The organism is Candidatus Nitrosopumilus sp. (assembly GCF_965262695.1).
GTDB lineage: Archaea > Thermoproteota > Nitrososphaeria > Nitrososphaerales > Nitrosopumilaceae > Nitrosopumilus.
This window is the reverse complement of record NZ_OZ253550.1, coordinates 262,234-285,941: the sequence shown is the minus strand read 5'-3', so window position 1 is coordinate 285,941 and position 23,708 is coordinate 262,234. Positions and strand designations below refer to the sequence as shown.

General features: G+C 33.6%; 24 protein-coding genes and 1 tRNA gene. 13 read left to right on the top strand and 12 right to left on the bottom strand.

Features of this window, described 5'->3' with window-relative positions:
- Positions 1–42: 42 nt before the first annotated feature.
- Positions 43–951 (top strand): transcription initiation factor IIB, encoded by a 909-nt coding sequence (locus tag ACQY2P_RS01730; RefSeq protein ID WP_014962921.1) that lies wholly within the window; start codon positions 43–45, stop codon positions 949–951.
- Here ACQY2P_RS01730 and ACQY2P_RS01725 read toward each other — a convergent pair.
- A complete protein-coding gene (locus ACQY2P_RS01725) occupies positions 940–1,929 on the bottom strand; it encodes a CPBP family intramembrane glutamic endopeptidase (RefSeq protein ID WP_428326696.1) in 990 nt (329 codons plus the stop codon). The genes ACQY2P_RS01730 and ACQY2P_RS01725 overlap by 12 nt on opposite strands.
- Positions 1,930–1,935: 6 nt before the next feature.
- Complete coding sequence (locus ACQY2P_RS01720; RefSeq protein ID WP_428326695.1) at positions 1,936–2,244, bottom strand: translation initiation factor; 309 nt, start codon at positions 2,242–2,244, stop codon at positions 1,936–1,938.
- A 102-nt stretch (positions 2,245–2,346) separates the two neighbouring features.
- On the opposite strand from ACQY2P_RS01720, the gene ACQY2P_RS01715 reads away from it, so the two are divergent.
- From ACQY2P_RS01715 to ACQY2P_RS01705, 3 genes are read left to right on the top strand one after another with little or no spacing between them, the layout of a single operon-like run.
- Positions 2,347–2,670: an Sjogren's syndrome/scleroderma autoantigen 1 family protein gene (locus ACQY2P_RS01715; protein WP_428326694.1), complete on the top strand. Its 324-nt coding sequence runs from the start codon at positions 2,347–2,349 to the stop codon at positions 2,668–2,670.
- Positions 2,671–2,712: 42 nt separating this feature from the next.
- Positions 2,713–2,877: a preprotein translocase subunit Sec61beta gene (locus ACQY2P_RS01710; RefSeq protein WP_141975998.1), complete on the top strand. Its 165-nt coding sequence runs from the start codon at positions 2,713–2,715 to the stop codon at positions 2,875–2,877.
- A 7-nt stretch (positions 2,878–2,884) separates the two neighbouring features.
- Positions 2,885–4,630 carry a DUF2070 family protein gene (locus ACQY2P_RS01705; RefSeq protein ID WP_428326693.1) on the top strand — a complete coding sequence of 582 codons (1,746 nt, stop codon included), beginning with the start codon at positions 2,885–2,887 and terminating at the stop codon, positions 4,628–4,630.
- On the opposite strand, the gene ACQY2P_RS01700 is transcribed toward ACQY2P_RS01705, so the two are convergent.
- The gene (locus ACQY2P_RS01700; RefSeq protein WP_428326692.1) at positions 4,614–5,267 is read right to left on the bottom strand and encodes a hypothetical protein; all 654 of its coding nucleotides are present in this window, start codon (positions 5,265–5,267) and stop codon (positions 4,614–4,616) included. The genes ACQY2P_RS01705 and ACQY2P_RS01700 overlap by 17 nt on opposite strands.
- Positions 5,268–5,347: 80 nt before the next feature.
- On the opposite strand from ACQY2P_RS01700, the gene ACQY2P_RS01695 reads away from it, so the two are divergent.
- Positions 5,348–7,810: an ABC transporter substrate-binding protein gene (locus ACQY2P_RS01695; protein WP_428326691.1), complete on the top strand. Its 2,463-nt coding sequence runs from the start codon at positions 5,348–5,350 to the stop codon at positions 7,808–7,810.
- On the opposite strand, the gene ACQY2P_RS01690 is transcribed toward ACQY2P_RS01695, so the two are convergent.
- The 4 genes from ACQY2P_RS01690 to ACQY2P_RS01675 all read right to left on the bottom strand — a co-directional run bounded on the left by ACQY2P_RS01690 (position 7,795) and on the right by ACQY2P_RS01675 (position 12,205).
- Positions 7,795–8,286 (bottom strand): DUF367 family protein, encoded by a 492-nt coding sequence (locus ACQY2P_RS01690; RefSeq protein WP_428326690.1) that lies wholly within the window; start codon positions 8,284–8,286, stop codon positions 7,795–7,797. The genes ACQY2P_RS01695 and ACQY2P_RS01690 overlap by 16 nt on opposite strands.
- 34 nt (positions 8,287–8,320) lie before the next feature.
- Entirely contained in the window at positions 8,321–11,608 is a 3,288-nt protein-coding gene (locus tag ACQY2P_RS01685; RefSeq protein WP_428326689.1) for a lamin tail domain-containing protein, read from the bottom strand.
- Positions 11,609–11,746: 138 nt separating this feature from the next.
- Positions 11,747–11,992, bottom strand: a complete 246-nt coding sequence (locus ACQY2P_RS01680) for a hypothetical protein (RefSeq protein ID WP_428326688.1) — start codon at positions 11,990–11,992, stop codon at positions 11,747–11,749.
- Positions 11,993–12,128: 136 nt separating this feature from the next.
- Positions 12,129–12,205, bottom strand: a tRNA-Pro gene (locus ACQY2P_RS01675).
- A gap of 72 nt (positions 12,206–12,277) precedes the next feature.
- Between ACQY2P_RS01675 and map the strand changes: the two genes are divergently transcribed.
- Entirely contained in the window at positions 12,278–13,171 is an 894-nt protein-coding gene (gene map / locus ACQY2P_RS01670) for a type II methionyl aminopeptidase (RefSeq protein WP_428326687.1), read from the top strand.
- A 1-nt stretch (position 13,172) separates the two neighbouring features.
- Here the strand turns inward: map and ACQY2P_RS01665 are convergent, their stop codons facing one another.
- Both ACQY2P_RS01665 and ACQY2P_RS01660 read right to left on the bottom strand, forming a co-directional pair.
- Positions 13,173–13,352, bottom strand: coding sequence for a hypothetical protein (locus ACQY2P_RS01665; RefSeq protein WP_428326686.1), 180 nt, complete (start codon positions 13,350–13,352; stop codon positions 13,173–13,175).
- Positions 13,352–14,473, bottom strand: coding sequence for a DUF1512 domain-containing protein (locus ACQY2P_RS01660; RefSeq protein ID WP_428326685.1), 1,122 nt, complete (start codon positions 14,471–14,473; stop codon positions 13,352–13,354). Before ACQY2P_RS01660 ends, ACQY2P_RS01665 begins: the two co-directional genes overlap by 1 nt.
- Before the next feature lie 137 nt (positions 14,474–14,610).
- Between ACQY2P_RS01660 and ACQY2P_RS01655 the strand changes: the two genes are divergently transcribed.
- Positions 14,611–15,171: a TATA-box-binding protein gene (locus ACQY2P_RS01655; RefSeq protein WP_012214981.1), complete on the top strand. Its 561-nt coding sequence runs from the start codon at positions 14,611–14,613 to the stop codon at positions 15,169–15,171.
- Positions 15,172–15,332: 161 nt separating this feature from the next.
- Here the strand turns inward: ACQY2P_RS01655 and ACQY2P_RS01650 are convergent, their stop codons facing one another.
- Both ACQY2P_RS01650 and ACQY2P_RS01645 read right to left on the bottom strand, forming a co-directional pair.
- Positions 15,333–15,662, bottom strand: a complete 330-nt coding sequence (locus tag ACQY2P_RS01650; RefSeq protein ID WP_428326684.1) for a tRNA-binding protein — start codon at positions 15,660–15,662, stop codon at positions 15,333–15,335.
- A gap of 38 nt (positions 15,663–15,700) precedes the next feature.
- Entirely contained in the window at positions 15,701–15,898 is a 198-nt protein-coding gene (locus ACQY2P_RS01645) for a hypothetical protein (protein ID WP_428326683.1), read from the bottom strand.
- Between the two features lie 173 nt (positions 15,899–16,071).
- Here ACQY2P_RS01645 and ACQY2P_RS01640 point away from each other — a divergent pair, with 173 nt between their 5' ends.
- Genes ACQY2P_RS01640 through ACQY2P_RS01615 form a run of 6 tightly spaced genes read left to right on the top strand, consistent with a single transcriptional unit; the run spans position 16,072 to position 22,727 of the window.
- On the top strand, positions 16,072–16,488 hold the full coding sequence (locus ACQY2P_RS01640; protein ID WP_428326682.1) for a type II toxin-antitoxin system RatA family toxin: 417 nt from the start codon (positions 16,072–16,074) through the stop codon (positions 16,486–16,488).
- Positions 16,489–16,491: 3 nt separating this feature from the next.
- The gene (locus ACQY2P_RS01635) at positions 16,492–17,700 is read left to right on the top strand and encodes a glycosyltransferase (RefSeq protein WP_428326681.1); all 1,209 of its coding nucleotides are present in this window, start codon (positions 16,492–16,494) and stop codon (positions 17,698–17,700) included.
- Positions 17,701–17,737: 37 nt separating this feature from the next.
- A complete protein-coding gene (locus ACQY2P_RS01630; protein WP_428326680.1) occupies positions 17,738–18,901 on the top strand; it encodes a S1C family serine protease in 1,164 nt (387 codons plus the stop codon).
- Between the two features lie 41 nt (positions 18,902–18,942).
- The gene (gene cofG / locus ACQY2P_RS01625) at positions 18,943–20,112 is read left to right on the top strand and encodes a 7,8-didemethyl-8-hydroxy-5-deazariboflavin synthase subunit CofG (protein ID WP_428326679.1); all 1,170 of its coding nucleotides are present in this window, start codon (positions 18,943–18,945) and stop codon (positions 20,110–20,112) included.
- Positions 20,109–21,368, top strand: a complete 1,260-nt coding sequence (gene cofH, locus ACQY2P_RS01620) for a 5-amino-6-(D-ribitylamino)uracil--L-tyrosine 4-hydroxyphenyl transferase CofH (protein WP_428326678.1) — start codon at positions 20,109–20,111, stop codon at positions 21,366–21,368. The genes cofG and cofH overlap by 4 nt, the downstream gene beginning before the upstream one ends.
- The gene (locus ACQY2P_RS01615) at positions 21,369–22,727 is read left to right on the top strand and encodes a TldD/PmbA family protein (RefSeq protein ID WP_428326677.1); all 1,359 of its coding nucleotides are present in this window, start codon (positions 21,369–21,371) and stop codon (positions 22,725–22,727) included.
- A gap of 16 nt (positions 22,728–22,743) precedes the next feature.
- Here the strand turns inward: ACQY2P_RS01615 and ACQY2P_RS01610 are convergent, their stop codons facing one another.
- Positions 22,744–23,679, bottom strand: coding sequence for a calcium/sodium antiporter (locus ACQY2P_RS01610; protein ID WP_428326676.1), 936 nt, complete (start codon positions 23,677–23,679; stop codon positions 22,744–22,746).
- Positions 23,680–23,708 lie beyond the last annotated feature (29 nt).

Below are 23,708 nucleotides of genomic sequence, written 5' to 3'. Positions count from 1 at the left end.
AAATGTTAAATATTATCATAAAAGGTTTTGGGAGATATTAAAATGGTTAAAACAGTAAATCCAAAGGACAGATGTCCAAGATGCGGAAAGGGTACGCTAGTTACAGATGCAAATACTGGCGAGAATTTTTGTGGTAAATGTGGATTTGTAATTACAGATAAAGTAGAAGAGTCAGGTCCTGAATGGAGATCATTTTCAAACGAAGGTGAAAACAAAAGCAGGGCAGGAGTTCCAACATCACTTGCTATGCATGACATGGGTTTAGCAACAGTAATCAATCCTCAAAACAGAGATGCAACAGGTAAACCACTAACAGCTTCTATGAAAAGTACCATTGAGAGGTTAAGAACTTGGGACAGTAGAAGCCAAGTTCATGAGCCAGTGGATAGAAACTTTAGACAAGCATTTAGTGAATTAGATAGACTCAAAGACAAACTTGCAGTAGGTGATGCAGTAATTGAGAAAGCAGCTTATATTTACAGAAAAGCATTAGAGAAAGGATTAGTTAGAGGACGTTCCATTTCAGCTTTGATTGCATCAGCATTATATGCAGCATGTCGTGATACTGAAACCCCAAGAACATTAAAAGACATTGGACAAGCAAGCAACATCAAAAGAAAAGACATTGCGAGATGTTACAGATTATTGTTAAGAGAACTGAATTTGAAAATGCCAGTAGTGGATCCAATCAAATGTATTTCAAGAATTGCAAGTAAAGCTGGTCTCTCAGAGAAGACAAAAAGAAAAGCAACAAAGATTTTGCAAACTGCTGAAGAAAATAAAATTTCAGCAGGAAAAGACCCAATGGGATTAGCTGCGGCTGCATTGTATGTGGCATGTGTTACAAATGGAGAAAATAAAACTCAAAGAGATGTGGCAGAAGCTGCAGGAGTAACAGAAGTAACAATTAGAAATAGATACAAAGGCTTGAAAGTAGCCTTAAATCTCTAGTGCAGATTCTTTTCTTGAATAATATCTATTTAGAAACACCATTACAACAGACAATATGCCTGATGCCAAAAGTAACAATTCCAAAGTAGACATTAGTGAATGAGAGAACGCACTTTCAATAGATATAGAATTAATTTGAGATAAGAAAGTCGCATAAGAGAATATGAAATAGTTTGTTGCCCAATGAATCAATAAAGATGCAACAAATCCAAACCTAAGATAGACCCATCCTAGAATAATTCCACCAGCAGTGGCTTGAGCAAATTTTCCTTCACTCCAAGATTCTGCAAATGCAATATGAGCAAATCCAAACAAAACACCAACAAAGACTATCAAGAGTATTGCTTTTTTGGAATCATGAATGTCAAGATTTCTAGGAGACCAGAGACATTTGATGAAATATTTTACAGATGATCTACTAGAATAAAGTGCAAACAACGGAATTCCAACCAAAATTAAACGAAAGCCAATCTCTTCTATCAAAGGTGCAAGTGAGACATAGAAAAATTGTATCAAATCATTATCATCAAGAGGGGGAACAGTAACAATTCCAAATTGTTCCTGTACAAAATTAATCAATACAGAAACTAAAACTAGAATAGATAACCACTTGGTAACACCTACCATATAGTTTGAAGTAGTATCGTATTTTCCAAAAGAGATTATAGATGTAAATGATTTCAAAAACCCTGTCTTTGGACCAAGAATAGCAATTACAAATAACACCACATAAAAAATCCACAAACCCACAAAAACATCGCCAATACTGATGTCAGATGCTGTTTGATAAACTGAAGTTCCTTCAAACAATTCCAAATGAGTTAGAGGAAAATCATAGTTGATATCACCACCGATATCACTTTCAAAAATAACAAAGATCCCTATTGGGAACGAAACAAGGAGTAATCCAAAAATTACTGAAAGTAATGCAGTGAAAGGAATTCCAACAGCTTGGAGTAATTTATTTGGATTTTGCAATTTATTTTAGTGTAATTCTATAGTTTCTTCAGCAAAACCAAGATCAGTTAAAGTTTCTTTGATGGTATCACGATGATCACCCTGTAAGAAAATATAACCTTCTTTAGCAGTTCCACCACAAGCATATTTGCTTTTGAGTTCTTTTGCAACAGTTTCTAAATTATTTAGTTTAGGATCCAAGCCTTCAATCATAGTACCTTTTTTCTTAAATCGTCTTGTTTCTAATCGAATTATAATTTTGGTGCTATCTTTGGCAAGTTCACCGCATGCACACAAGTCTTCTGGAAGACCACAAGTATTACAAATTACTGCCATTCGTTCGAAATGAATTCAATTATACGCACTATTAAGCCTTGTTTGAAATGCTACATTTTAGAAAATAATTGGATTTTTTAGATAGAAAATTCAAGAAAAATAGTGTCAAAAGATCTCACAAAAAAAGCAGCAGATATGCTACTACAAGGAGCAACATTACTTAGCGAACCATGCCCATATTGTAAGGGTGTAAGAGTAATGAAAGAAGGTCACGCATTATGCATAAGTTGTGGCAGGGAACCTGAAAAAAAAGAGATCCCAGAAATCAAACAAAAAGAATCCCAATCACCACTAGTTGAAACTCTAGAGAAAAAACTTGCAGTATTATCAAAAGAACTCGAAGAAGAAAAAGATCACACAAAGCAGCAAGAGATACTAAAATCAATCAATTCGCTATTAGAGACAATAGATAAGACAAAAAAATAGACAATAAAGTATTTATGTCAAAATCCTTGTTTTCGAATTAGAATGGCAGATAAGAAATCAGCACCACTTCCAGCATCAAGTGGAGGTCTCATGAGATTCTTTGAAGATGAGACAAAGGGATTCAAATTAGATCCAAGAATCGTAGTATCAATTCCTATTAGTTTAATTTCAATATCATGGGTAATCGATATCTTCTTAGCTCCCTGAATAAGCAATGGAAAACGCACCAGACGATGTTTCAAATATCCACAACAGGTTTTCCCTTACATTAGTTAATCCATCATCACATTACTTTTCATTATTTGTGTCATTAGGTGTTGCAGCAATAATTTCACTGTCAACACTTTTAGGATATTTGGGAAACACTATCGAAGAAATATGGTATGTGGTTCCTGCAGTAATCGTAGTCCTTTTTGTAACACAATTACTCGATACACGATTCACAAAGAAAAAAGAATATTCAAAATCGTTGCATTCATCATTATTTGCAAATATGTTATGGGCCGCAACTGTATTGCTAGGATTACTTGCAAGTTTTGTATTAGGTAAAGAGACATCATTGTTCTTTGTAACTTTTGGAATGTTCTTGTTTGCAAGTTTTAGAATTGGAATTTACACCACAACACTGGGAGTAAGCCTCAAGCGAGCATGGGCAATTTGTTTTGTTCAACCACTAGCAATGTTTGCAGTTCTAGTTCCACAAGATTTGTGGATTCCAGCGTTAAGTGATCCAATGTCATTATTTTACGGAATTTCATTTATGATAATTGCAAGTGTGTGGTCAGTACTTACAGATAGAGCAGGAAGACCGGGGATGGAAAGTACTCACAAAACAATTCAAGCATACCTTGCATCACAAAAAAATGATCATACAGAAGCCGAAGAAATCATGGAGGAGCGTTCTAGTGAAACCAAAGTTGCGACTTCACAAATTAGATTATCTGCAAATGAGGGGGACAAAGAATTCAGAATGGTTCTGCCAGAAATTCATCCTGGTCCATATCATCCCGTAGGAGGTAGCAATATACCATATCTGATTTACAAGAATTTGTCATCTTCAGCTATGGTAATGCATAGTATATCGGATCATGCATTAAACCTACCATCAAAAAACGAGGTGGAGAACTATCTAAAGAATCTAGAAAACAGTAAAGTCAAAGAAGAAGGCATACAATGTACAGAACCAGTAACTGTACAGATTAACAAAGCAAGGGTTATTGGATTACTCTTTGGAAAGAATCCCCTACTGTTCTTATCATTATCACCACATGGAATGGAAGACATTCCAAATTACATGAAAAATGATATTGAACAATATGCTAAAAACAGAAATTACTCAAAACCACTAATCGTTGATTGTCACAATGCAATGGGAGAAGAAATTTCAAATGAAGATGGAGAAGATATGCTAAAAGCTGCAAAATCTTGTTTAGATACTCTAATTACAAAAGACAGTTTTCCAATTGAATTTGGATATGCAAATTCAGACGACATGGATGTCTGGACTGAAGATTTAGGGATGGGAGGGTTAGGAATTGTGTGTTTGAAAATAAATGAAAAGAAATACTTTCTTGGATGGGCAGATGCGAACAATATGGAAAATGGCGTAAGAGAAAAAATCATTGATTTGTTTTCAAAAAAAGACCTCCAATTACTTGAGATTTGTACATCAGATACCCATTATGCACCAGTTAAAGCCAGAAATAGAAACGGATACTATCAACTTGGACTAATTACAAGTGCAGACAAACTTGCAAAGTGGTTCTTAGAGATTGCAAGTAATGCAGAATCAAATACAACAACTGCAAAGTTTGAGATTTTAGAAAACGAAACAGAGGTTAAAGTCATGGGACAAGGAATCTATGAAGACTATTCCAAGGCATTAGACAATTCATTAAAAATTACCAAAGGATTCATGATTGGCGGAGTAATATTCTTCATAACTAGTCTTTTCCTATAGTTTTCATTTGATCAATATTTCCATAAAATTCATCAACAAATGATGAGAATTGAAATATTGGGACTATAGGCACGTTTTCAATAAAATCTACTTTGTCTTGGTATAATGTAACTATAACAGGTACAGCAACAGATCCTTCAGTTTTTGCAACATATTGTTTTGTTCTTTCAATTTGTTTTTTGACAACAGATGAAAGAGATGACAGGTTGTAACGTTTCCAATGTTTGCAGTCAATTAGTATTGCAATACCCAACCTAATTCCAACAACATCAATCTCCATTCGGGGTTTTGTGAGCATCATATTTTTCATAACGGCGAAATTTTTTGAAGATAATATTTCTGCAGTTAGTCCTTCAAAGTCTTTCCAATCCAAAGCAATAGAGATTTCATCAATGGGAAATCCTTTTTCAAGTAATGATATTGCTATTTTCAATTTGTCACCTTCTTCAAAATAGTAAAAATCACCTTGTTTTGTTCCAATTTGATTTTTAAGAAATTCATCTAGAATTGATTTTGATTCGTCTTCAGTCATTTTAGTTACAACAGAAAAATCTTTTGCAGATACACCGCCAGGAATAATTCCTTTTAGACCAACAATCATTTTTGGGTTAGTTTTCAATTGGATTTCATGAATCATGAAAGGAATTTAGGTTTTAAGAAATAAAAGAACAGGGTATTATGATATAGGTTTTATTATGAGCCTCGTAAATTATTGATATGAAAAAATTGCTAGTTATCATACTAGCTCTTTCAATTGTTATTATTGGAAACACATACGCATTTGCAGAAAAAAATGTATTTTTTGATTCTGTGAAATTCATTCAATACCTAGATGAAAATACAGCGTTAGAAGAAGTTCGAAATGGCAATCTGGATATTTATTATTACAGAATTTCATCAGACAGATTAGAGAATAATCAAGCAAGGGAAGGGTTGCAAGTTTTTGATTCGACTGGCGGATCATATAGTATTCTAGTTAATCCTGCAGAATCTGAAGAGTTTAACCCATTTTCAATAAAAGAAATTAGATTTGCTCTAAATTACTTGGTAGACAGAAAATTAATTGTAAATGAATTGATGGGAGGATATGGCGCACCAATAATTTCTTACTATGGTCCATCAGATCCAGAATACCTAACAATATTAGAAGAATTGGAGAGATTTAATTTCAAATACAATCCTGCACTTGCGGAAGAAATCATAACTAATGCACTAAAGGAAAGAGGAGCAGTAAAAATTGAGGGGGAATGGCAAGTAAATGATACACCAATAGAAGTCAAAATTTTCATTAGAAGTGATGACCCAGTTAGAAAATCAATTGGAGAGATTTTGACAGTAGAGTTAGAGCGAATTGGATTTTCAGTCAAGAAGGATTTTGGGGATTTAAACAAGGCATTTGTTGTTGTGTATGGTTCAAACCCATCAGATTTAAAATGGAACTTGTATACAGAAGGATGGGCGCGTTCAGCATTTGTAAAATATGATTCAGTAGGATTGAGTCAAATGTATTCTCCATGGTTTTCAAATATGCCAGGATTCAATGACCCATCATACTGGAATTATAACAATACAAAGTTAGATGAAGTAACCCAAAAAATTTACACGGGGGATTTTGAAACTGCTGAAAATAGATCAAAGTTAATTCAAGAAGCAATTGTTGAGGGGATTAACGAATCTGTAAGAATTTTTTTGGCAAGTAAAACTGATCAGTATGTGGTAAATGAAAAAGTAAGGGGGATTGTCAATGATTTTGGAGCAGGAGTTCCAAGTAGATTCACTCCAATTAATGCACAAAGTCAAAATGATGAATTAGTAATTGGTGTCAAACAAATCTATCAAGGGGCATGGAATCCAATCATGGGTTTAACAGATAGTTATAGTAGACATATTTGGGGAATAGTGTCAGATCCTGGAACATTCAAGCATCCATTTACTGGAGAGACATTTCCAATTAGAACAAGTTGGCAAGTAGAAACTGCAGGCCCAAATGGAAATCTAACAGTACCAACAGATGCAATAATGTGGAATCCAATATTACAACAATGGGAAAATATCAAACCAAATACAGTGTCTAAAAGTAAAGTTATTTTTGATTTTAATTTTGGGAATTGGCATAACGGTCAAAAAATAGACATGAATGACATTATGCATTCGTTATATTTTACAATTGAATGGGGAACACAAACAGATGAAAATGACAGAACATTTGACACAGAGTTTACACCAAGAGCTGCTCAAAACATCCAAACAATAATTGGAGTAAACCAAATTGATGAGGATACAATAGAAGTTTATGTAGACTATTGGCATTTTGATGAGGGAGAAATAGCAGACTGGGCAGTCATATGGAATACAATACCTTGGGAGATTTCTGCAGCAATGGAAAAAACAGTTCTAGATGGCAAAGTATCATTTTCTAGATCAGGTGCAACAAGTAAGAATGTAAATTGGTTATCATTAATTATTCCAAATGATGCAAATCTTATCAAAGACTATTTGCAAGAATTCAGAGATTCTAATCACATACCCAAATCATTAGAGAAAAGTGATTTAGATTCAAAATATTTCCAAGAAAGATTTGATTCATCCATAAAATGGATTGATGAAAACAATCATGCAGTAATTAGTAATGGTCCATTTTATCTAAAATCATATTCGCCTGAATCACGAACAATTTCAGTAAATGCTTTTGAAGATAAGTCATACCCATTTAGAGTTGGAACTTGGTCTGAATTTGAAAATCCAGAATTCCCAACAATTACAGGAATAGAATCAGACAACGTAATTGAGAAAGGAAAAGCATTCTCAATACAAATTGAGGCTAAAAACACTGATTCAATACGATATTTTCTAACAAACAGTCAAGGTAAGATGATATCATCAAAATCGATAGATGTGATTGAGGATAAAATTAACATCAACATAGATTCAAAGGATTCAGAAAAATTGAAAACAGGAACAGGTAAGGTAAAGATTTTTGCAGTATCGGATTCAGTTCTCAAACCAGACTTTTATGAAACAAGTTTCATCGTAACTGAAATGAAAACAGAATTACCAAATAGTTCTTCTAAAGAAGTAGAATTTTTTGAGAACAAAACAGGTTATGAAATTTGGATAATTCCAATAGTGATAGTTGTAGGAATCATCATTGTACTAAAGAAACATTATAGCAAGCCATAATCTTTTAGAATTAATTCAATTTGTTCCTCATTTTCTAATTTCAAGTATTCATCAAATAGATTTTGATTTAATTCATAGAAAGTATGTCCCCACTTGAATTTTTCAAGTAATTCTAAACCTTGTTCTTTTTGTCCCAAAATGAATAAAGATGCAGCCAAAGCTTCAACAGTTGTTAATTTGTTTAGTTTTGCATAATTTACAGGGTTTCCAGCAAGCAATGGTGGAAGTTTTCGTTTTATTCCATTAAATTTTTTTGAAAATGCCTGATCAGCTAAATTCCAAGAACAGTCAATCCCAACAATAGAGTTGATTGAGGATTTATCTTTAGGCATCAAAGTGTTTTTTGAAAAAGGATCTAAGACTAAACCTTTAGTGCCAATTTTTTTGATGTTTTGTGCAAGACCAAACTTTACCATTTTAGCAGCTGTGCATTTTTTTGGATCATCTTGATAAAACATCAAAACTTGGAGTTTCATTTCAAATAATTTCAGAAGGGATAGTATTTTGAACTTACTCTAATGTTTTGTATGTTACTTTATAGTAGAATCTAGAAACTTGCTCATCCTTGAGCACTTCAACATTCCAATCAGAATCAGGTAAAAATGACTCAGAAGATTCAGGTAAAATGCTGAACTTTTCCAGGCGTACATCAGGACCACTATACCTTACATTTAGACTCATTCCATCGACTTCAACAACATCATAGATTTGTCCAGGTTTTCTAGTAGATTCACTAACAAGACAATCAGCATCAGGTCCAATTATACACACCCCACTTTCAGAAGAAACTTTGAGATTAACGTTAGAGGCTTCATCTTTTATTGGAGTAATCAAAGAACCTGAGACAACTCTTGGTGAAAGAATTACATCATCCACAGTTTTGTCTTGAGTAGAAACAGAAATTGTTTTGTCAGGAATTCTATTTTCTTTTTCAATTAGTCTTTCCAATTTTGGTGCAGGTGGCTCTTCAACAACATTGAACTGAATATGTTTTGCTTCAAAGTCAGCATCAACAGTTACTTCGTATGTTCCAAGGGCAGATGAATCATCAGGAATTGCAAATTCATGAGTAAATGAACCAGATGGTCCAGGTTGAATAGATACAATGGGTCCAGTATGAATTCCACACACAAAAGATCCACAGGAAATTTCTGTATCAGATTTTTTGATAATACTTACATCATATGCTTCAAGGTAAATTAGTTTGTTAGGCTTTCCTGAAATTATTACAGTTTCCCCAGGATAGTATTCTAACTTATCAGTGGAAGTATCCAAAGATACAGGATCATCAATACCAAAAGTAAAATCATTACTTACACCAAATGTAGAAGTTGTCTGTACAGATGAATAAAGTGCTTTTACAGTATAAACTCCATTGCTAAAAATAGTGGCAGGCAACTCAAACAAGCTTGAAAAGTCACCACCTTGATTTGGATAAACTGAGGATTCGTGAATTTGGTCATAGGGCCAAGCACCATCCAGAACTTTAATAGTTACACGATCAGGAACCACTAATCCTTCATCACCTTGTTCACGTGGAATGACATTGCCAATTACTTTGAGTTTGTCTCCTGCTTTGTATAGAGATTTTTCAGTAGTTACAAAAATAGGAGTTGTGGATATAGAGTCATTTTCAGGATCATCAGAGACTTTGAAAAGAAGATCTTCACTAAAAGTGGTGGTGGATACTTTGATTTTGTAAATGCCGATATTGGTTTTTGTTACATCTCGTCCATCATCTTCTTTGATATTTTGATATCTTTCAGAAACAGGGGTGGTCCAAGACCAAGAGAATCTTTGATTATCAATAGATTCACCATAAGTTGTCTTTGTACCATCAGGTCTAGTTAACGAAATATCTACAGCAGAATCACTGGTAGGAAGAATACCACTTACGTGAACAGTTTCTCCAAATCCATAAACATCCTTATCAAGAGTGATACCAGCCCCATCCTTCAAATCATCATGGATTTGAAATGGTGTTGTTGCTTTCAAGCCTCCGGCGTATTCAGCCTGAACAACATAGGCTCCTTCAGAAAATATCAATCTCTCTAAACTAATCTCTGTTCTAAAAGTTCCAGAAGCTTCTGGAATTGCAGTAAATTCATATCCCACAGAAATTCCTCCCGTAGAAAGACGTTTTGCACCTTCAGGTAATCCAACTATTTCAAGAGGACTTCCGTCTTCAGTAGAAATAATAATTTTAACAGGAGTCAATTCAAAACTAGTACGTTCTACAGGATTTGCAATAGCGCCACTTATGATAAGTTGTTTATCAAATGTGAAATCATAATCAGATTTATCCGTAGTGACAATCAAATCCTCAGTTATTGGAACATAAGTCTCAGGGTTTTCAACTGCAACTATAGATTTTGTAACAGAACCAATATCTTTACTGATTTTGATACGGTAATCACCTAATCTAGATTCTCCATCAGGAATGGTAAAAGTATACTCGAATTTTCCAAGCCCATCAGGTCTTATAGAATCTTGTATTTTGAAAAGTGAGCCACCACCAGATGTACCCTTTACACCCAATGACAAAGATTTAGTTTGAACTATTTCCAAATCAAGAGAATCAATCCAATGATCATTTAATCTACCTGAAATCGTCACAAGATCTCCTAGACCGTAAGCATCTTTATCAGTCCATAGGGAAATAGGAACATCTTCTTTTACATCTTCAACTACTTCAAATGTAGTAGTTGTCGATTTGCCAACATAGGTTCCAACTATTTCATAAGTACCATAAGTAGGATTAACAATGGATAGAAAAATACTGGTGTTAAATTCGCCATCGGTTGGAAACAGATTTCCAGTATAAACTACATCTCCATTTGAATCAGTAACAGAAAATTTTATTCCTTGAAATTCGATTATTTCTGTAGCAAGACCAATGATTGAAACAGTTTCACCAGGCATATATTGAGACTTGTCAGTTATCAGACTAAGAGAACTTTCTTCTTTTTCTTCTTCCAAAATTAATTCATGACCGACGTTAAATGATGTGTTTGCAGATACACCTGCATAGCTTACAACAACGTCATATTTTCCTTCGTTGATTCCTAGAACTTGATGAAGATTCAAAGATGTTTCAAAATTTAAATGAAAATCAGGATACATTGTAAAAGTTTTATCATAATTAGGTCCAGTAATATGAATAAAAATTGTTTCAGGTTTGAAAGTTGGTTTTTCAATAAACACTTCTTCAGACACACTTCCTTGAATTATTGCGGTTTCACCAAATAGATAGGAAGGACTTGTAGATGAAACATCGACAGTAATTTCTTCCGCTACTTGTGTTTCAATTAATTTTCCATTAGTTGAACCAGAAGTAGATGTTACAAACTTCCAATCATCAGAATTGTCCAAATCATAACCATCGTAGATTCGCTGCCAAGAGGTAAAATCATTTTGAATATCTGAAAGCAGCGGTGTTTTATCAACTACAATTCCATTTTCATTTCTTAGTTCAATAGATTCATTGTAATCGTTAAACCATACTTTTTGATATGAAAATGTTAAGAACTGTCCAGGTTCAATTACTGTTCCAGTAGAGATACTCATAGGCGTTTTAAAATCAAAATAAAGTGGAGCAATTTCCCATCCACTTAGATCAATTTCAGAATCAGTAGGGTTGTAAAGTTCAATCCATTCAGAAACAGAATGAGAATCATCTCCGGGGGGATTGATATCAACTTCATTGATTACCACATTATCTGCAGTTTGAGCATATGCAGGAATAGTTACTCCTACAAGTAAAATTATAGATAATACTATGGGTAGATTCTGATTCATTGTTGTTTCCTCTTTTTTTTGGCTAAAAGAGTCATTTTAGAATGAAATTGAGGAAAAGTTGAGCTTATTGTTAAAGTCCTATATCTTAAAACCATCAAAAATTTTGCTCGTTTTTCAGTTTTAAGCACTACGTAGGAATCATTCCTGAGAATAGTCACAGTTTGGGCATTTTTTTTCATGGATTTTGGCCCCACATTCCAAGCATATTCCTTCACCCACATCTTGTGCAATTAATTGACGTCTCTTTGCAACGTAGAATTTTATTCCAAAATACATGAGTATTACAATTATTGCAGCATATGCAGGACTCATGAAGGGAATCAATCCAATCATGAAAAGTAAAAGTCCTACAATCAGAATTATGTCTCGTCTCTCAAATTTCAATAAAACAAGACCTCAAAGAATTGATAAAAACATGCCGGAGCTCAGAGCCATTAGTTTACTTCATATCAAAGTCATTACTCTAACTCTTCCTCATTGCTCGGCAATAGTAATAGTGAATGATTTGATAATAAGATAATGGTGGGATCGGCGAGATTTGAACGCGCGACCTCTGCGTCCCAAACGCAGAATCATACCAAGCTAGACCACGATCCCAGTAAATCGTAAAAGTTGCCCAATTTAAGCTTCACAGATAATCATTTTAAAGGCACACAAAGGAGCAAAAATGTGCAAATAGAAGACTACATCAGAGCAGGAAAGATTGCATCAGAAGTAAGAGAGATGGTCAGAGTGAAAGACTGGGTTGGAAAAACAGTCTATGAAATTTGTGAATGGGTAGAAGATGAGATTAAAAAACGTGGAGCAAAATGTGCATTTCCAGTTAATACAAGTATCAACGAAGTTGCAGCTCATTATACTGCAGAGCCAAATGATCCGATTACCATCAAAGATACAGATTTAATAAAAATTGATCTTGGTGCACAGATTAATGGATACATTGCAGACACAGCAGTAACAGTGTGTTACAATCCACAATATGATGGATTAGTACAAGCAGCTGAAGAAGGACTTGCAAATGCAATGTCAATGATCAAAGCAGGAGTAAAAGCAAGTGATATTGGAAGAACCATAGAAACTACAATTAAGCAAATGGGATACAAACCAATTGCAAATCTTAGTGGTCATTCTTTAGAACAATATACGATACATGCAGGAAAATCAATTCCAAATATTTGGTCAATTGGAGGATTTTCACTTTCAGAGAATTCTGCATATGCATGTGAACCCTTTGTTACAACGTCTGATGGAGGAGGATTTGTAAGAAACGGACAAATAAAAAATATTTTTGCGATAAACTCTAGAAAGAAAACAAAAGATCAAGAGGCAGATAAACTACTTGATTTTATTTGGGAGAACTTTAACATGTTACCATTTGCATTAAGATGGATTACAAAGGAAAGAGAAGAAAAAGAGGCAAGGGATTTGTTGAATGTTTTGATAAAGAAAAAAGCAGTACAAGCATACCCAGTTTTAATTGAAGTAAATGAGCAAAGAGTAGCTCAAGCAGAGCACACATTTATTCCAACAGAAAACGGAGTCACAGTAACTACCAAGGCATAAGTTACTGTTCTATAGTTTCGCCAAATATTTTATCAATTACAGTCATTCCATCACAGGAATTACATTTTGATGTTTTTGCAAACAACACATCACCTTCAGAGAATTTTCTTTTCTTTTGCATTCCACATTTTTCACATTTTTCTACAGTATAAGCAACAGTAATCTTTTCTTTTGAAAACATTATTGAGGCACCCCCACTGTGTTTCCAACTCCAATAACAGCCACAGATTGGCCTTCCTTTGTATTTTCTTTAATCATTTCATAGACTTGTGAGCGCACATCATCTGCTTGGTCTGCAATTTCTTTTGTCATTAAGGTAATGGCTTCTTTTACTGATTGTTTTATTACAATAGAAAATATTGGGATTTGTTTTTCAGTTGCAACTGCCTCAATATGGAATTTTTCGGTTCCAATACCACCAATAGCAGCACCAAATCCTCGTGCAACAGATGCAGAATCTTCACCTTCCATTTTCAATGCAGCGTCAATCATTATTACTGCATCAATTTTGTTTTCAGAGACAATAGATTGTAATGCATCAGCAGGCCTGCCAACAGTTGATCCAGGGCCTTCTGCTTTTAATAAAAACAAGTTTCTGTTTTCAAATTCAATTTTTGCAAGAGATGTTTGAAATGAAATTACTTCTTTAGGACTATTTAACATCATTTTTCCAACAACCATAGGTCCAATTCCATCACCTACAGGTTGTCCTGTTTTAAATACAGGAATTGCTTCTTTCATTGCCTCTGCCTGCTCCATTATAAAAGGGAGGATCATCTGTAGCGGTAAAATTAAAGGGTAGTTGTTTTGTTTTTTTGCAGTTAAAAACATGTGATTGATAATTTTATGAATCATTTGTAGTGAAGATGCAATTTCAAGTAAAGTTTGGACTTTGGATAATTCGACATCATTGATTTCTGAAAAAAGAGATTTCACATGTTCTCTAGTATAATCTTCTCTTGACCTTACAGTATGTTGAACTTTTTCAACAATACCATTAGGATCCATATCAACTGGCATGATAGTAAAATATTCTAAGAATTGATCAATTCTTTTTTCAGGGTTGTTTTTTGGATTCAGATGTTTATTGATGTAAGTGATTAATTCGTTTCTTGATTCTTTTCGGAATTCATCAAGTTTTTTGATTCCTTTTTTTATCTCACCAGATGTTACGTACAATTGAATTCGCTGACCATAAAAAATGAAAATAACAATTGGCAAAATCCAAATCAACATCATCAAGGGATTAGTGTCATCTTTCATCCCAAACAACTGATCAATGTCAAAATTTGTAAAATCCACTAAATTCCCCGATCGTCAGATCTCAATTAAACCATTCGCACATTACAAAATATGCCAAAAAATTGCACAAAATGCCTACAGACGGGAAAAAATATGGCGAGTGCTTTTATTATAGTTAAAATACAAAAAAATCGAATATGCCACAAACCAAACCTATTGTAAGTGTGGAAAATGTAGTAGCTTCAGCATCTGTAGACCAAAAGATGGACTTGAATGAAATTACAAGAACATTTCCAGATGTAGAATATCATCCTGATCAATTTCCAGGATTAGTTTTCAGATTAAAGAGTCCAAAAACTGCAACATTGATTTTCACTTCAGGTAAAATGGTCTGTACTGGTTCTAAATCAGAAGAGATGGCAAGAAAAGCAGTAAAGACAGTTGTTCAAAAACTTCGAAAAGGAGGAATTAAAGTTAAGAAAGATGCAGTTGTCGAAATTCAAAATATTGTTGCATCAATTAATCTTGGTGGAAAAATTCACTTAGAGCAAGCTGCAAGAACATTGCCAAGAAGTATGTACGAACCAGAACAATTTCCAGGACTTATTCATAGAATGCTAGATCCTAAAACAGTCATTTTGTTATTTTCATCAGGAAAACTTGTCTGTACAGGAGCAAAGAAAGAACCAGATGTTTACAGATCTGTAAATAACTTACATGCATTACTAGAAGAAAAAGATCTAATGATTTATGACTAGTCATAAATCAAACATATTTTCATTAATTTTCTAAATATTTAGTTATAAAGACAATCAAATTTGCATACAAATTTCACAGTATCAAGCATACAATTCAAGAAGGTATAATCCAAAAAAAACTATAAAAACTAAATCAAAAAATGATTGGTTCCTTTCTAAAGTTATTTAATAGGACTTCCAAGTGGAACATCTTCTTCCACAGTTAACCAAAATGGTTTATCATCAACATCTGCAGCTAAAAGCATTGCATTAGATTCTACCCCTGCCATTTTTTTAGGTTCTAAATTTGCAAGAACAATCACAGTTTTTCCAACAATATCTTCAGGTTGGAAATATTGTGCACCACCAATAATGACATCACGTTGATCATCATTTCCTAAATCAATTTTACCTTTGATGATTCGAGATTTCCCTTCAATAGATTCTGTTGCAATAATTTTTGCAACTCTGATATCGAGTTTTGCAAAATCATCATATGAAATATTTGACATGAAATGATGCTAATTTTACCTGTTAAATGAATTTCGAATTACTGTAAATCTTTTTTATCAATCCCACTAGTTTCAATTTCATATCGTAGTGGAGCAGGAAGTTCCATGTACTTTTTGTTGACCAGATCAATTATTTGATCCTCAGGAACATTAACTTTTTTTAATAATTTTCCACGTTGATGAGCATATGCATTTTTCCAAAAGCCTGCACCATCAAAGGTTCCTATTTTTGGCATGTATTTCGAGGGTTTCATTTTCTTTCAAAGATTAATTGACTGTGACGGAAGAATGGCAAATGCCATTAGAACTGGAGTTACTGTTCTGGATTTTAGGCATGTTGCCCATCACAGTCTATTTGCAATAGAACTGGAATCTAATATATTTAATGCGGAACAAGTAACAGCAAGTCATGGCTACAATTGAAGTCAAAGTACAGATTAATGCCCCAGCAGAGAAAGTTTGGGAAGTCGTTTCAGACATTGATAATGAACCAAAATTTTGGAAAGGAACAAAGGAAGTGAAAAATATTTCAAAAAACGACAATGTAATCAATAGAGAAATAACAATAGCATTTCGAGATCAAAAATGTATACAAGAAGTTACACTAGAACCAGAAGAAAGAATTCATGCAAAATTCACTAAAGGGATCATTAATGGTGAAAAAATCGTATCTTTAATTCCAGAAGGAGAAACAACTACTCTTCAAACAATATGGGATATCAAATTAACAGGAATGATGGGAATGTTTACTGGAATGATAAAAAAGCACATCAAAAGTGGTACAGAACAAGCCATGAACAGCATTAAAGAAGAAATCGAGCGATAGTTTATGGATATAGCATTTGATGTTTTTAATTATTCATTATCTGCAATACTAATTGGCATATGTGGGGCTTGGATATTTCTCATAAAAACAATGATAGACTCATTCAGATTAACACCGTATCTAGACAGATTTGAAAATACTTCAAAAACATCACCCAAAGTATCAATAATTCTTCCAGCAAGAAATGAAGAAGAGTTTCTAGGAAAATGTTTAGATTCATTAATTGATCAAGATTATGAGAATTATGAAATCATTGTAATTGATGATTCATCAGAAGATTCCACTGGGAAAATAATTTCAGAATATGCCAAAAAAAATTCTAAAATAATTCATGTTTCTGCAAGATCAAAACCAGAGGGTTGGATGGGTAAAAACTGGGCATGTATGGAAGGATACAAACAAGCAACAGGAGAATTATTGTTATTTACAGATGCAGATACAACACATAAAAAAAATGTAATATCACTTGCAGTATCACATCTCACATCATTTGAACTAGATGCATTATCAACCATCCCAAAAATGCTAACATTTGATTTTTGGACAAAGATTACACTTCCAATGATTTCTACATTTTTGCACACACGATTTTCTGCACTAAACGTTAACAATCCTTCAAAAAAGACAGGGTATTTTTTCGGTAGTTTTTTCATTTTAAAGAAAAAAACATACGAACAAGTTGGAATGCATGAAGGAGTAAAACATGAAATTATCGAAGACGGGGCACTTGGAAAAAAAGTAAAAGAATCAGGCCATAAAATGAAAATGGTAAGAGGAGAGCATCTTATCGAAGCAGTTTGGGCAAGAGACAAAGTCACACTTTGGAATGCACTAAAAAGACTAATGATTCCATTATATCTTCAAAGTGGAAAAATTGCAATAGGAATTTTCTTTGCAGTGTTGTTTTTACTTTTCATACCATTTCCGATTTTTGCCACATCAATTTTATTTCCAGTTGAAACAATATCTTCAAAAATTCTTTGCATAACTGCATTTGCAGCATCGTTGTTAATTTACATTGGAGCCATAATTGAAGCCAAAATTGGATTAGAGTTAAAACTTGTTCATGCGTTATTTGCACCACTTGGAAGTCTTGTAGTAGTTTTAGGATTTTTGAGTGGATTACTCCAAGCAAAGAAAACATCATCAGTTACATGGAGAGGAAGAAGTTATTCTATGAAAGATCATTCTCAAAGTTCGATTAGCGTATAGCAATCCTTTTACATAGAAAATAGAAAATTACCAAATCATGGATAAATCTGGAATTGTAGTAGGGGGAGCCATAGGTGCAATAAGTGTAATGGTAATTTTCACAGTATTCTTCATTTCGCCTCCAGGAACAACTAATGCAGAATCAATAAAACCGATAGAACCAGAACTAGAGGTTCAGGTAGGAGATGGTCAAAGACCAATAGCAAAAACTACTCCACTTTATTCAAAAAATCTATCATTAATTGAGATATTTGAAAAATCAGAACCAGGTGTTGTCAGAGTTAATGTTCAAAGAGAAGAAGCTTCAGAGACAGGAGGGGTTGGTTCAGGTTTTGTGTTTGACAAACAAGGCCACGTTATTACAAATGAACATGTTGTGGATAATTCAAAAAAAGTCATTATAACATTTCTTGATGGCAGATCATATAATGCAGAAGTTATTGGAACAGATGAATTTACAGATCTTGCAGTAATCAAAGTAAATGCAGATTTAGCATTATTACACCCATTATCAATTGGAGATTCTTCAAATCTCAAAGTAGGGGAACCGATAGCTGCAATAGGAAACCCATTTGGATTATCAGGCTCTATGACATCAGGAATAGTTAGTCAATTAGGACGATTACTTCCTTCAGGTTCAGGATTTTCAATTCCAGATGTTATTCAAACAGATGCAGCTATCAATCCAGGAAATTCTGGGGGACCGCTATTGAATATGAGAGGAGAAATAGTTGGAATCAATACAGCAATTCAATCAGCAACAGGTGAGTTTACAGGCGTAGGATTTGCAGTACCATCACAAACAGTTGCAAAAATAATTCCAACATTAATTGAAGATGGAGAATACAAACATCCATGGATAGGAATTTCTGGAAGAGATATTGATCCGGATTTGGCCAAAGTGTTAGAACTCCCAGATGCAGTTGGTTTTTTGGTTGTTACAGTAGTAGAAGATAGTCCAGCATCAAAAGCAGGGTTAATTGGATCAGATAAAACAATAGATGTAGATGGCGTAAACTATCCAATGGGAGGGGATATTATTTTGGCAGTAGATGGAATTGAGGTAAGAAAAATTGATGATATTTTGATTCATCTTCAAAGAGCAAAATCAGTTGGAGATGAGATGATTTTGGAGGTTTTAAGGGACGGTAGAACTACAAATGTCTCAATCATTCTTCAAGAAAGACCAAATGGAAATTAGTTCTATACAAGCATAAATACTCATAGTCAAGAATCATTTTGTTGAGTAAACTCGTATTAAATTCTGAGAGTCTAAACAATGTTTTAGACAACAAAGAAATTTCACGACACAGTATTTTAGAAATTTATCACAATGCAATAAAAAACCCAAATGAACTTTTTTCAGCAGCACAGATTTTAAGAAAAAAATACAAAGGAAACACAGTAACGTTTTCAAAAAAAGCATTTTTTAATATTGTTAATCTCTGCAAAGATAGTTGTTCGTATTGTACATACAAAGCAGAACCAGGAGAAGAAAAACTATCATTAATGTCAAAGCAACAAATTACAGAATTATTAGAACTTGCAAAAAAATACAGATGTGTTGAGGCATTATTTGTAACAGGGGAACAACCTGAACAGAGATATCAAGAAGCAAGAGATTGGTTAAAAGAAAATGGGTTTACATCGACATCTGAATATCTGATTCATGTATCAGAAATAGCGTTAGAAAAAGGGCTTTTCCCACATACTAATGCAGGGAATTTAAATTTTGAAGAGATGAAGGAACTAAAGAAAACAAATGTTTCGATGGGATTGATGCTTGAAAACATTAGTGACAGATTAACAGAAAAAGGAATGCCTCATCATTTGGCATCAAGTAAAAGACCAAAGTCAAGATTAGAGATTTTAGAGAATTCTGGAAAATTACACATTCCGATGACTACAGGAATACTTGTAGGGATTGGAGAGACAATAGAAGAAATTATTGATTCATTGTTAGCAATCAAAGAATTAAACCAGAAATACAGGAATATTCAAGAAATAATTTTGCAAAATTTCCAACCAAAACAAGACACTAGAATGAGAGATGAACCATCTGCTGATGAAAAATATTTCAAAACAATTGTTGCATTATCTAGAATAATCATGCCAGAAATGAACATACAGATTCCTCCAAATCTATCTCCAAGATCATATCAGAGTTTTTTGTCAGTAGGAATTAATGATTGGGGGGGAATTTCACCATTGACTCCGGATTTTGTAAATCCTGAATTTTCTTGGCCAGAAATAAGTAAAGTTAACGAAAATTCAAAAAATGCAGGGTTTGATTTGAAATGCAGATTTCCAATATATCCAGAATTCTTTTCTTTTATTAGTAAAGAACTACAAGAAAAGATGAAAGAGATTCAAAATGAGGAAAGATTAGTCAAAGAGGAGTATTGGAGATGACGACAAATATAGATGCACTTTTCAAAAATGCAGACCCAATTGTTTCAGATATTCTAAACAAAGCGTTGTCAGAAAAAGAAATCACTTCAAAAGAAGGATTAGAGCTTTATGACACATCAGGTATTGATTTTCATCTAGTAGGACTAGTGGCAGATGAACTAAGGAGAAGGAGAGTAGGAGACATTGTATCATATGTAGTAAACAGAAACATCAATTTTACAAACGTCTGCATAAAACAATGTGGATTTTGTGCATTTAGTAGAGATTTCAGAGAAGAGGAAGGGTATTTTCTTCCAACTGAAGAAATTGTTCGTAGAGCAAAAGAAGCACATCAATTAGGGGCAACAGAAGTTTGCGTTCAAGCAGGTCTTCCCCCAGATATGGAAGGAGACGTGTATGAGAATATCTGTAGAGAAATAAAAAAAGAAGTTCCAGATATTCACATTCATGGTTTTTCACCTGAAGAAATTCTGTACGGAGCTACACGTTCAGGAGTAGACATTGAAGAATTTCTAAAGAGAATGAAAGAAGCAGGAGTAGATACCCTACCAGGAACGTCTGCAGAAATTCTAGATCAAGAACTCAGAGATAAAATTTCACCAGGCAGAATAAGCGTGAAAGACTGGGAAACAGTCATCAAAAATGCCCACAAAATGGGAATAAACACTACATCAACTATGATGTTTGGACATTTAGAATCACATGAAGATAGAGTAAAACATATTGAGAAATTAAGAAATATCCAAAAAGAAACTGGAGGATTCACGGAATTTGTTCCGCTCAATTTCATTCACACAGAAGCGCCAATGTACAAACATCAACTACATGAAGGAATTAAACAAGGTGGAAGTGGAAATGACGTTTTACTTACACATGCAATTGCAAGAATAATGTTGAATAATCATATTAACAATATACAAATGTCATGGGTTAAAGAAGGACAAAAAATGTCACAGTTGTTATTGATGTGGGGAGCTAATGATTTTGGTGGAACATTAATCAATGAAAGTATTTCAACGTCTGCAGGCTCAGAACATGGACAATTATTAAAACCAAAAGAGATTAGAAGAATGATAAGAGAAATCAAAAGAATACCCGCAGAGAGAAACACAAAATACCAAATATTGAAAAAATTTGAAGGTGATGTTGAGCCAGAAGACAAATTAGATAAAGTTACAAACACATCACAGTTTGGGTCATACGTAGAATTAATTAAAATAAATAAATTCAATTATGAAAATCCAAGGAGAAAATAATTGTCTGCCTTAGAAAAGGCATTACAGCATTCAAAGAAAAAACAAATTGATGAATGTGAAATAGTTTCAGTTAAAAAAAATATCACAACAATAAGAATTACAGATTCAGAAATTGCAGAAATTAAACAAAATTTTGATGAGAGTTTTGGAGTTAGAATAATTCATGAGAAAAAAATTGCGTCAATTCAAACAACAAAAAAAGAAAATATTGAGAATTCAATAGATTCAGCACACTCAACAATTCCAAATCTAAAACCAAGAGAATTTTGGGAAGGATTGCCCACATCCGTTTCAAGTAGAAATCTAGAGAGCACATTTGACGAAAGGTTAAAGGAAATTTCAGGATCAGAAATGATGGATATCGCACAATCTATGATAAATTCAGCAAATTCTGATAAAATCAATACGATTACAGGCTCATTAAATATAGTTTCAGAGTTTTTTGAAATTGAAAATTCTAATGGATTGTGTTTTGAGGACAAATCAACATACATTTCAGGAATCATTAATGCAGAATCAGAGCAAGGGATTTTGCCAGTTTCAGGAATAGGGCATGCTAGTGGCAGAACTCTGTCAAATTTTGCAGCAGAAGAAATTGGAAAAGATGCAAAAAAGATGTGTATAGAGTCAATAAATCCTAAAAAAATTGATTCGGGCACTTATTCAATAATTTTTGAGCCATACTCTGTAGGGGAATTATTAGCATTTGTTGTTTCATCAAATTTTAATTTTAAAATATTTTCAGAAAAGAAGAGTTGTTTTTCAAACAGCTTTGAAGATGAAATAGCAGTTAATAATTTCAATTTAACAGATGATCCACATATCCCAGAAGGTGTCGGAACAAAATCAGTAGATGATGAAGGGGTAATTACACATAAAAACAACTTAATTGAAAAGGGTGTTTTTAAAAATACATATTCGAATCTTTTTGATAGTTACAAAGAAAATAAAAAATCAACAGGGAATGCTTCTAGAGTTGGATCTCCTATGGGAAGAAGTTCAGAGCCAATTACAATTTCATCACCACACAATCTAAAAGTTGATTCAGGTAAATCATCTCAAGAAGACATGATCAAAGACACAAAACACGGAATATTAATTGGAAGATTATGGTACACGTACGCAGTGAATCCAATTAAAGGAGATTTTTCATGCACTGCAAGAAGTGGGGTTAGAATTATAGAAAATGGAGAAATCTTAAGTCCTGGAAAATCAGTTAGAATTATTCACAATCTTCCAACTATGTTAAAAAATATCTCAGAGATTGGAAACAATCAACAAAACGTGATACAATGGGCATCAATTCCATCAATAACACCATCAATCAAGGCAGAAAAGATCAAAGTTACGTCCATCTAAAGCGAATAGTTACAAATTATTTGAAAAATGTCAATACCAGGTATGCAACATATCCAATTGCAAGACAGACACCCATTACCCTGTTAATCACGCCTGTTTTGAGGCCAATTAGCAATGAGAGACTGAATAAAATCATAATTGCATAATCAACATAAACATCAGCAGAAATCATTACACCACCAAGTGCAGCACCTACTCCCATAATCATCAAAATGTTGTAGATGTTACTTCCAATGATATTTCCAACACCAATATCGCTATGCCCCTTTCTAATTGCAATAAGTGAGGTAATTAATTCTGGAAGAGAGGTTCCAATTGCAATTACTGTTAAACCAATAATTTTTTCAGATAAACCAAACTCTTTGGCAAGAATCACCGCATTGTCAACTGTCAAAAATGCTCCAATATACAAAAGACCAATACCAAGTCCAATTAGACCAATGGATTTTAGATATACATTACCTCCGTTTTGTTTTACATCTTCTTTATCATCTTGTCTTTGTTTCATTGCGTCTTTGAAAGTATAATATCCAAAGACACCCAATCCAACAAGAAGTAATATTCCATCATAATGAGACAATTCACCGTCAATTGAAATCAAAATTAACAAAACAGAAACACCCAACATGATTGGAATTTCTTTACGAAGTACAGATTTTTTAATTGCAAGAGGAACAAGTATTGCTGCAATACCAATCACCATACCAACGTTTGCAATATTACTTCCAATGATATTTCCCAAAATAATTGCACTGTGGTCTCCGGCAGCTGCAATACTTGCAGCAAGTTCTGGTGTAGAAGTACCATACGCTACAATAGTCATTCCAATTACAAGATTACTTATACGAAATTTTCGGGCAATAGTGACACCACCGCTAACTAACCAGTTACCACCAAAACATAACATCACCAATCCTACAACAGTAAGAATGGCACTGATTACTACTTCCACAAGAAAGTTTCAAGGTTTAGGGGTTTAAA

Excerpts from the sequence above, each read along its gene's own strand:
- ACQY2P_RS01730 (WP_014962921.1), top strand. The coding sequence starts at position 43 with ATGGTTAAAACAGTAAATCCAAAGGACAGATGTCCAAGATGCGGAAAG.
- ACQY2P_RS01720 (WP_428326695.1), bottom strand. The coding sequence starts at position 2,244 with ATGGCAGTAATTTGTAATACTTGTGGTCTTCCAGAAGACTTGTGTGCA.
- ACQY2P_RS01710 (WP_141975998.1), top strand. The coding sequence starts at position 2,713 with ATGGCAGATAAGAAATCAGCACCACTTCCAGCATCAAGTGGAGGTCTC.
- ACQY2P_RS01705 (WP_428326693.1), top strand. The coding sequence starts at position 2,885 with ATGGAAAACGCACCAGACGATGTTTCAAATATCCACAACAGGTTTTCC.
- ACQY2P_RS01700 (WP_428326692.1), bottom strand. The coding sequence starts at position 5,267 with ATGATTCATGAAATCCAATTGAAAACTAACCCAAAAATGATTGTTGGT.
- ACQY2P_RS01695 (WP_428326691.1), top strand. The coding sequence starts at position 5,348 with ATGAAAAAATTGCTAGTTATCATACTAGCTCTTTCAATTGTTATTATT.
- ACQY2P_RS01690 (WP_428326690.1), bottom strand. The coding sequence starts at position 8,286 with ATGAAACTCCAAGTTTTGATGTTTTATCAAGATGATCCAAAAAAATGC.
- ACQY2P_RS01685 (WP_428326689.1), bottom strand. The coding sequence starts at position 11,608 with ATGAATCAGAATCTACCCATAGTATTATCTATAATTTTACTTGTAGGA.
- ACQY2P_RS01665 (WP_428326686.1), bottom strand. The coding sequence starts at position 13,352 with ATGTTTTCAAAAGAAAAGATTACTGTTGCTTATACTGTAGAAAAATGT.
- ACQY2P_RS01655 (WP_012214981.1), top strand. The coding sequence starts at position 14,611 with ATGCCACAAACCAAACCTATTGTAAGTGTGGAAAATGTAGTAGCTTCA.
- ACQY2P_RS01650 (WP_428326684.1), bottom strand. The coding sequence starts at position 15,662 with ATGTCAAATATTTCATATGATGATTTTGCAAAACTCGATATCAGAGTT.
- ACQY2P_RS01645 (WP_428326683.1), bottom strand. The coding sequence starts at position 15,898 with ATGCCAAAAATAGGAACCTTTGATGGTGCAGGCTTTTGGAAAAATGCA.
- ACQY2P_RS01640 (WP_428326682.1), top strand. The coding sequence starts at position 16,072 with ATGGCTACAATTGAAGTCAAAGTACAGATTAATGCCCCAGCAGAGAAA.
- ACQY2P_RS01635 (WP_428326681.1), top strand. The coding sequence starts at position 16,492 with ATGGATATAGCATTTGATGTTTTTAATTATTCATTATCTGCAATACTA.
- ACQY2P_RS01630 (WP_428326680.1), top strand. The coding sequence starts at position 17,738 with ATGGATAAATCTGGAATTGTAGTAGGGGGAGCCATAGGTGCAATAAGT.
- cofH (WP_428326678.1), top strand. The coding sequence starts at position 20,109 with ATGACGACAAATATAGATGCACTTTTCAAAAATGCAGACCCAATTGTT.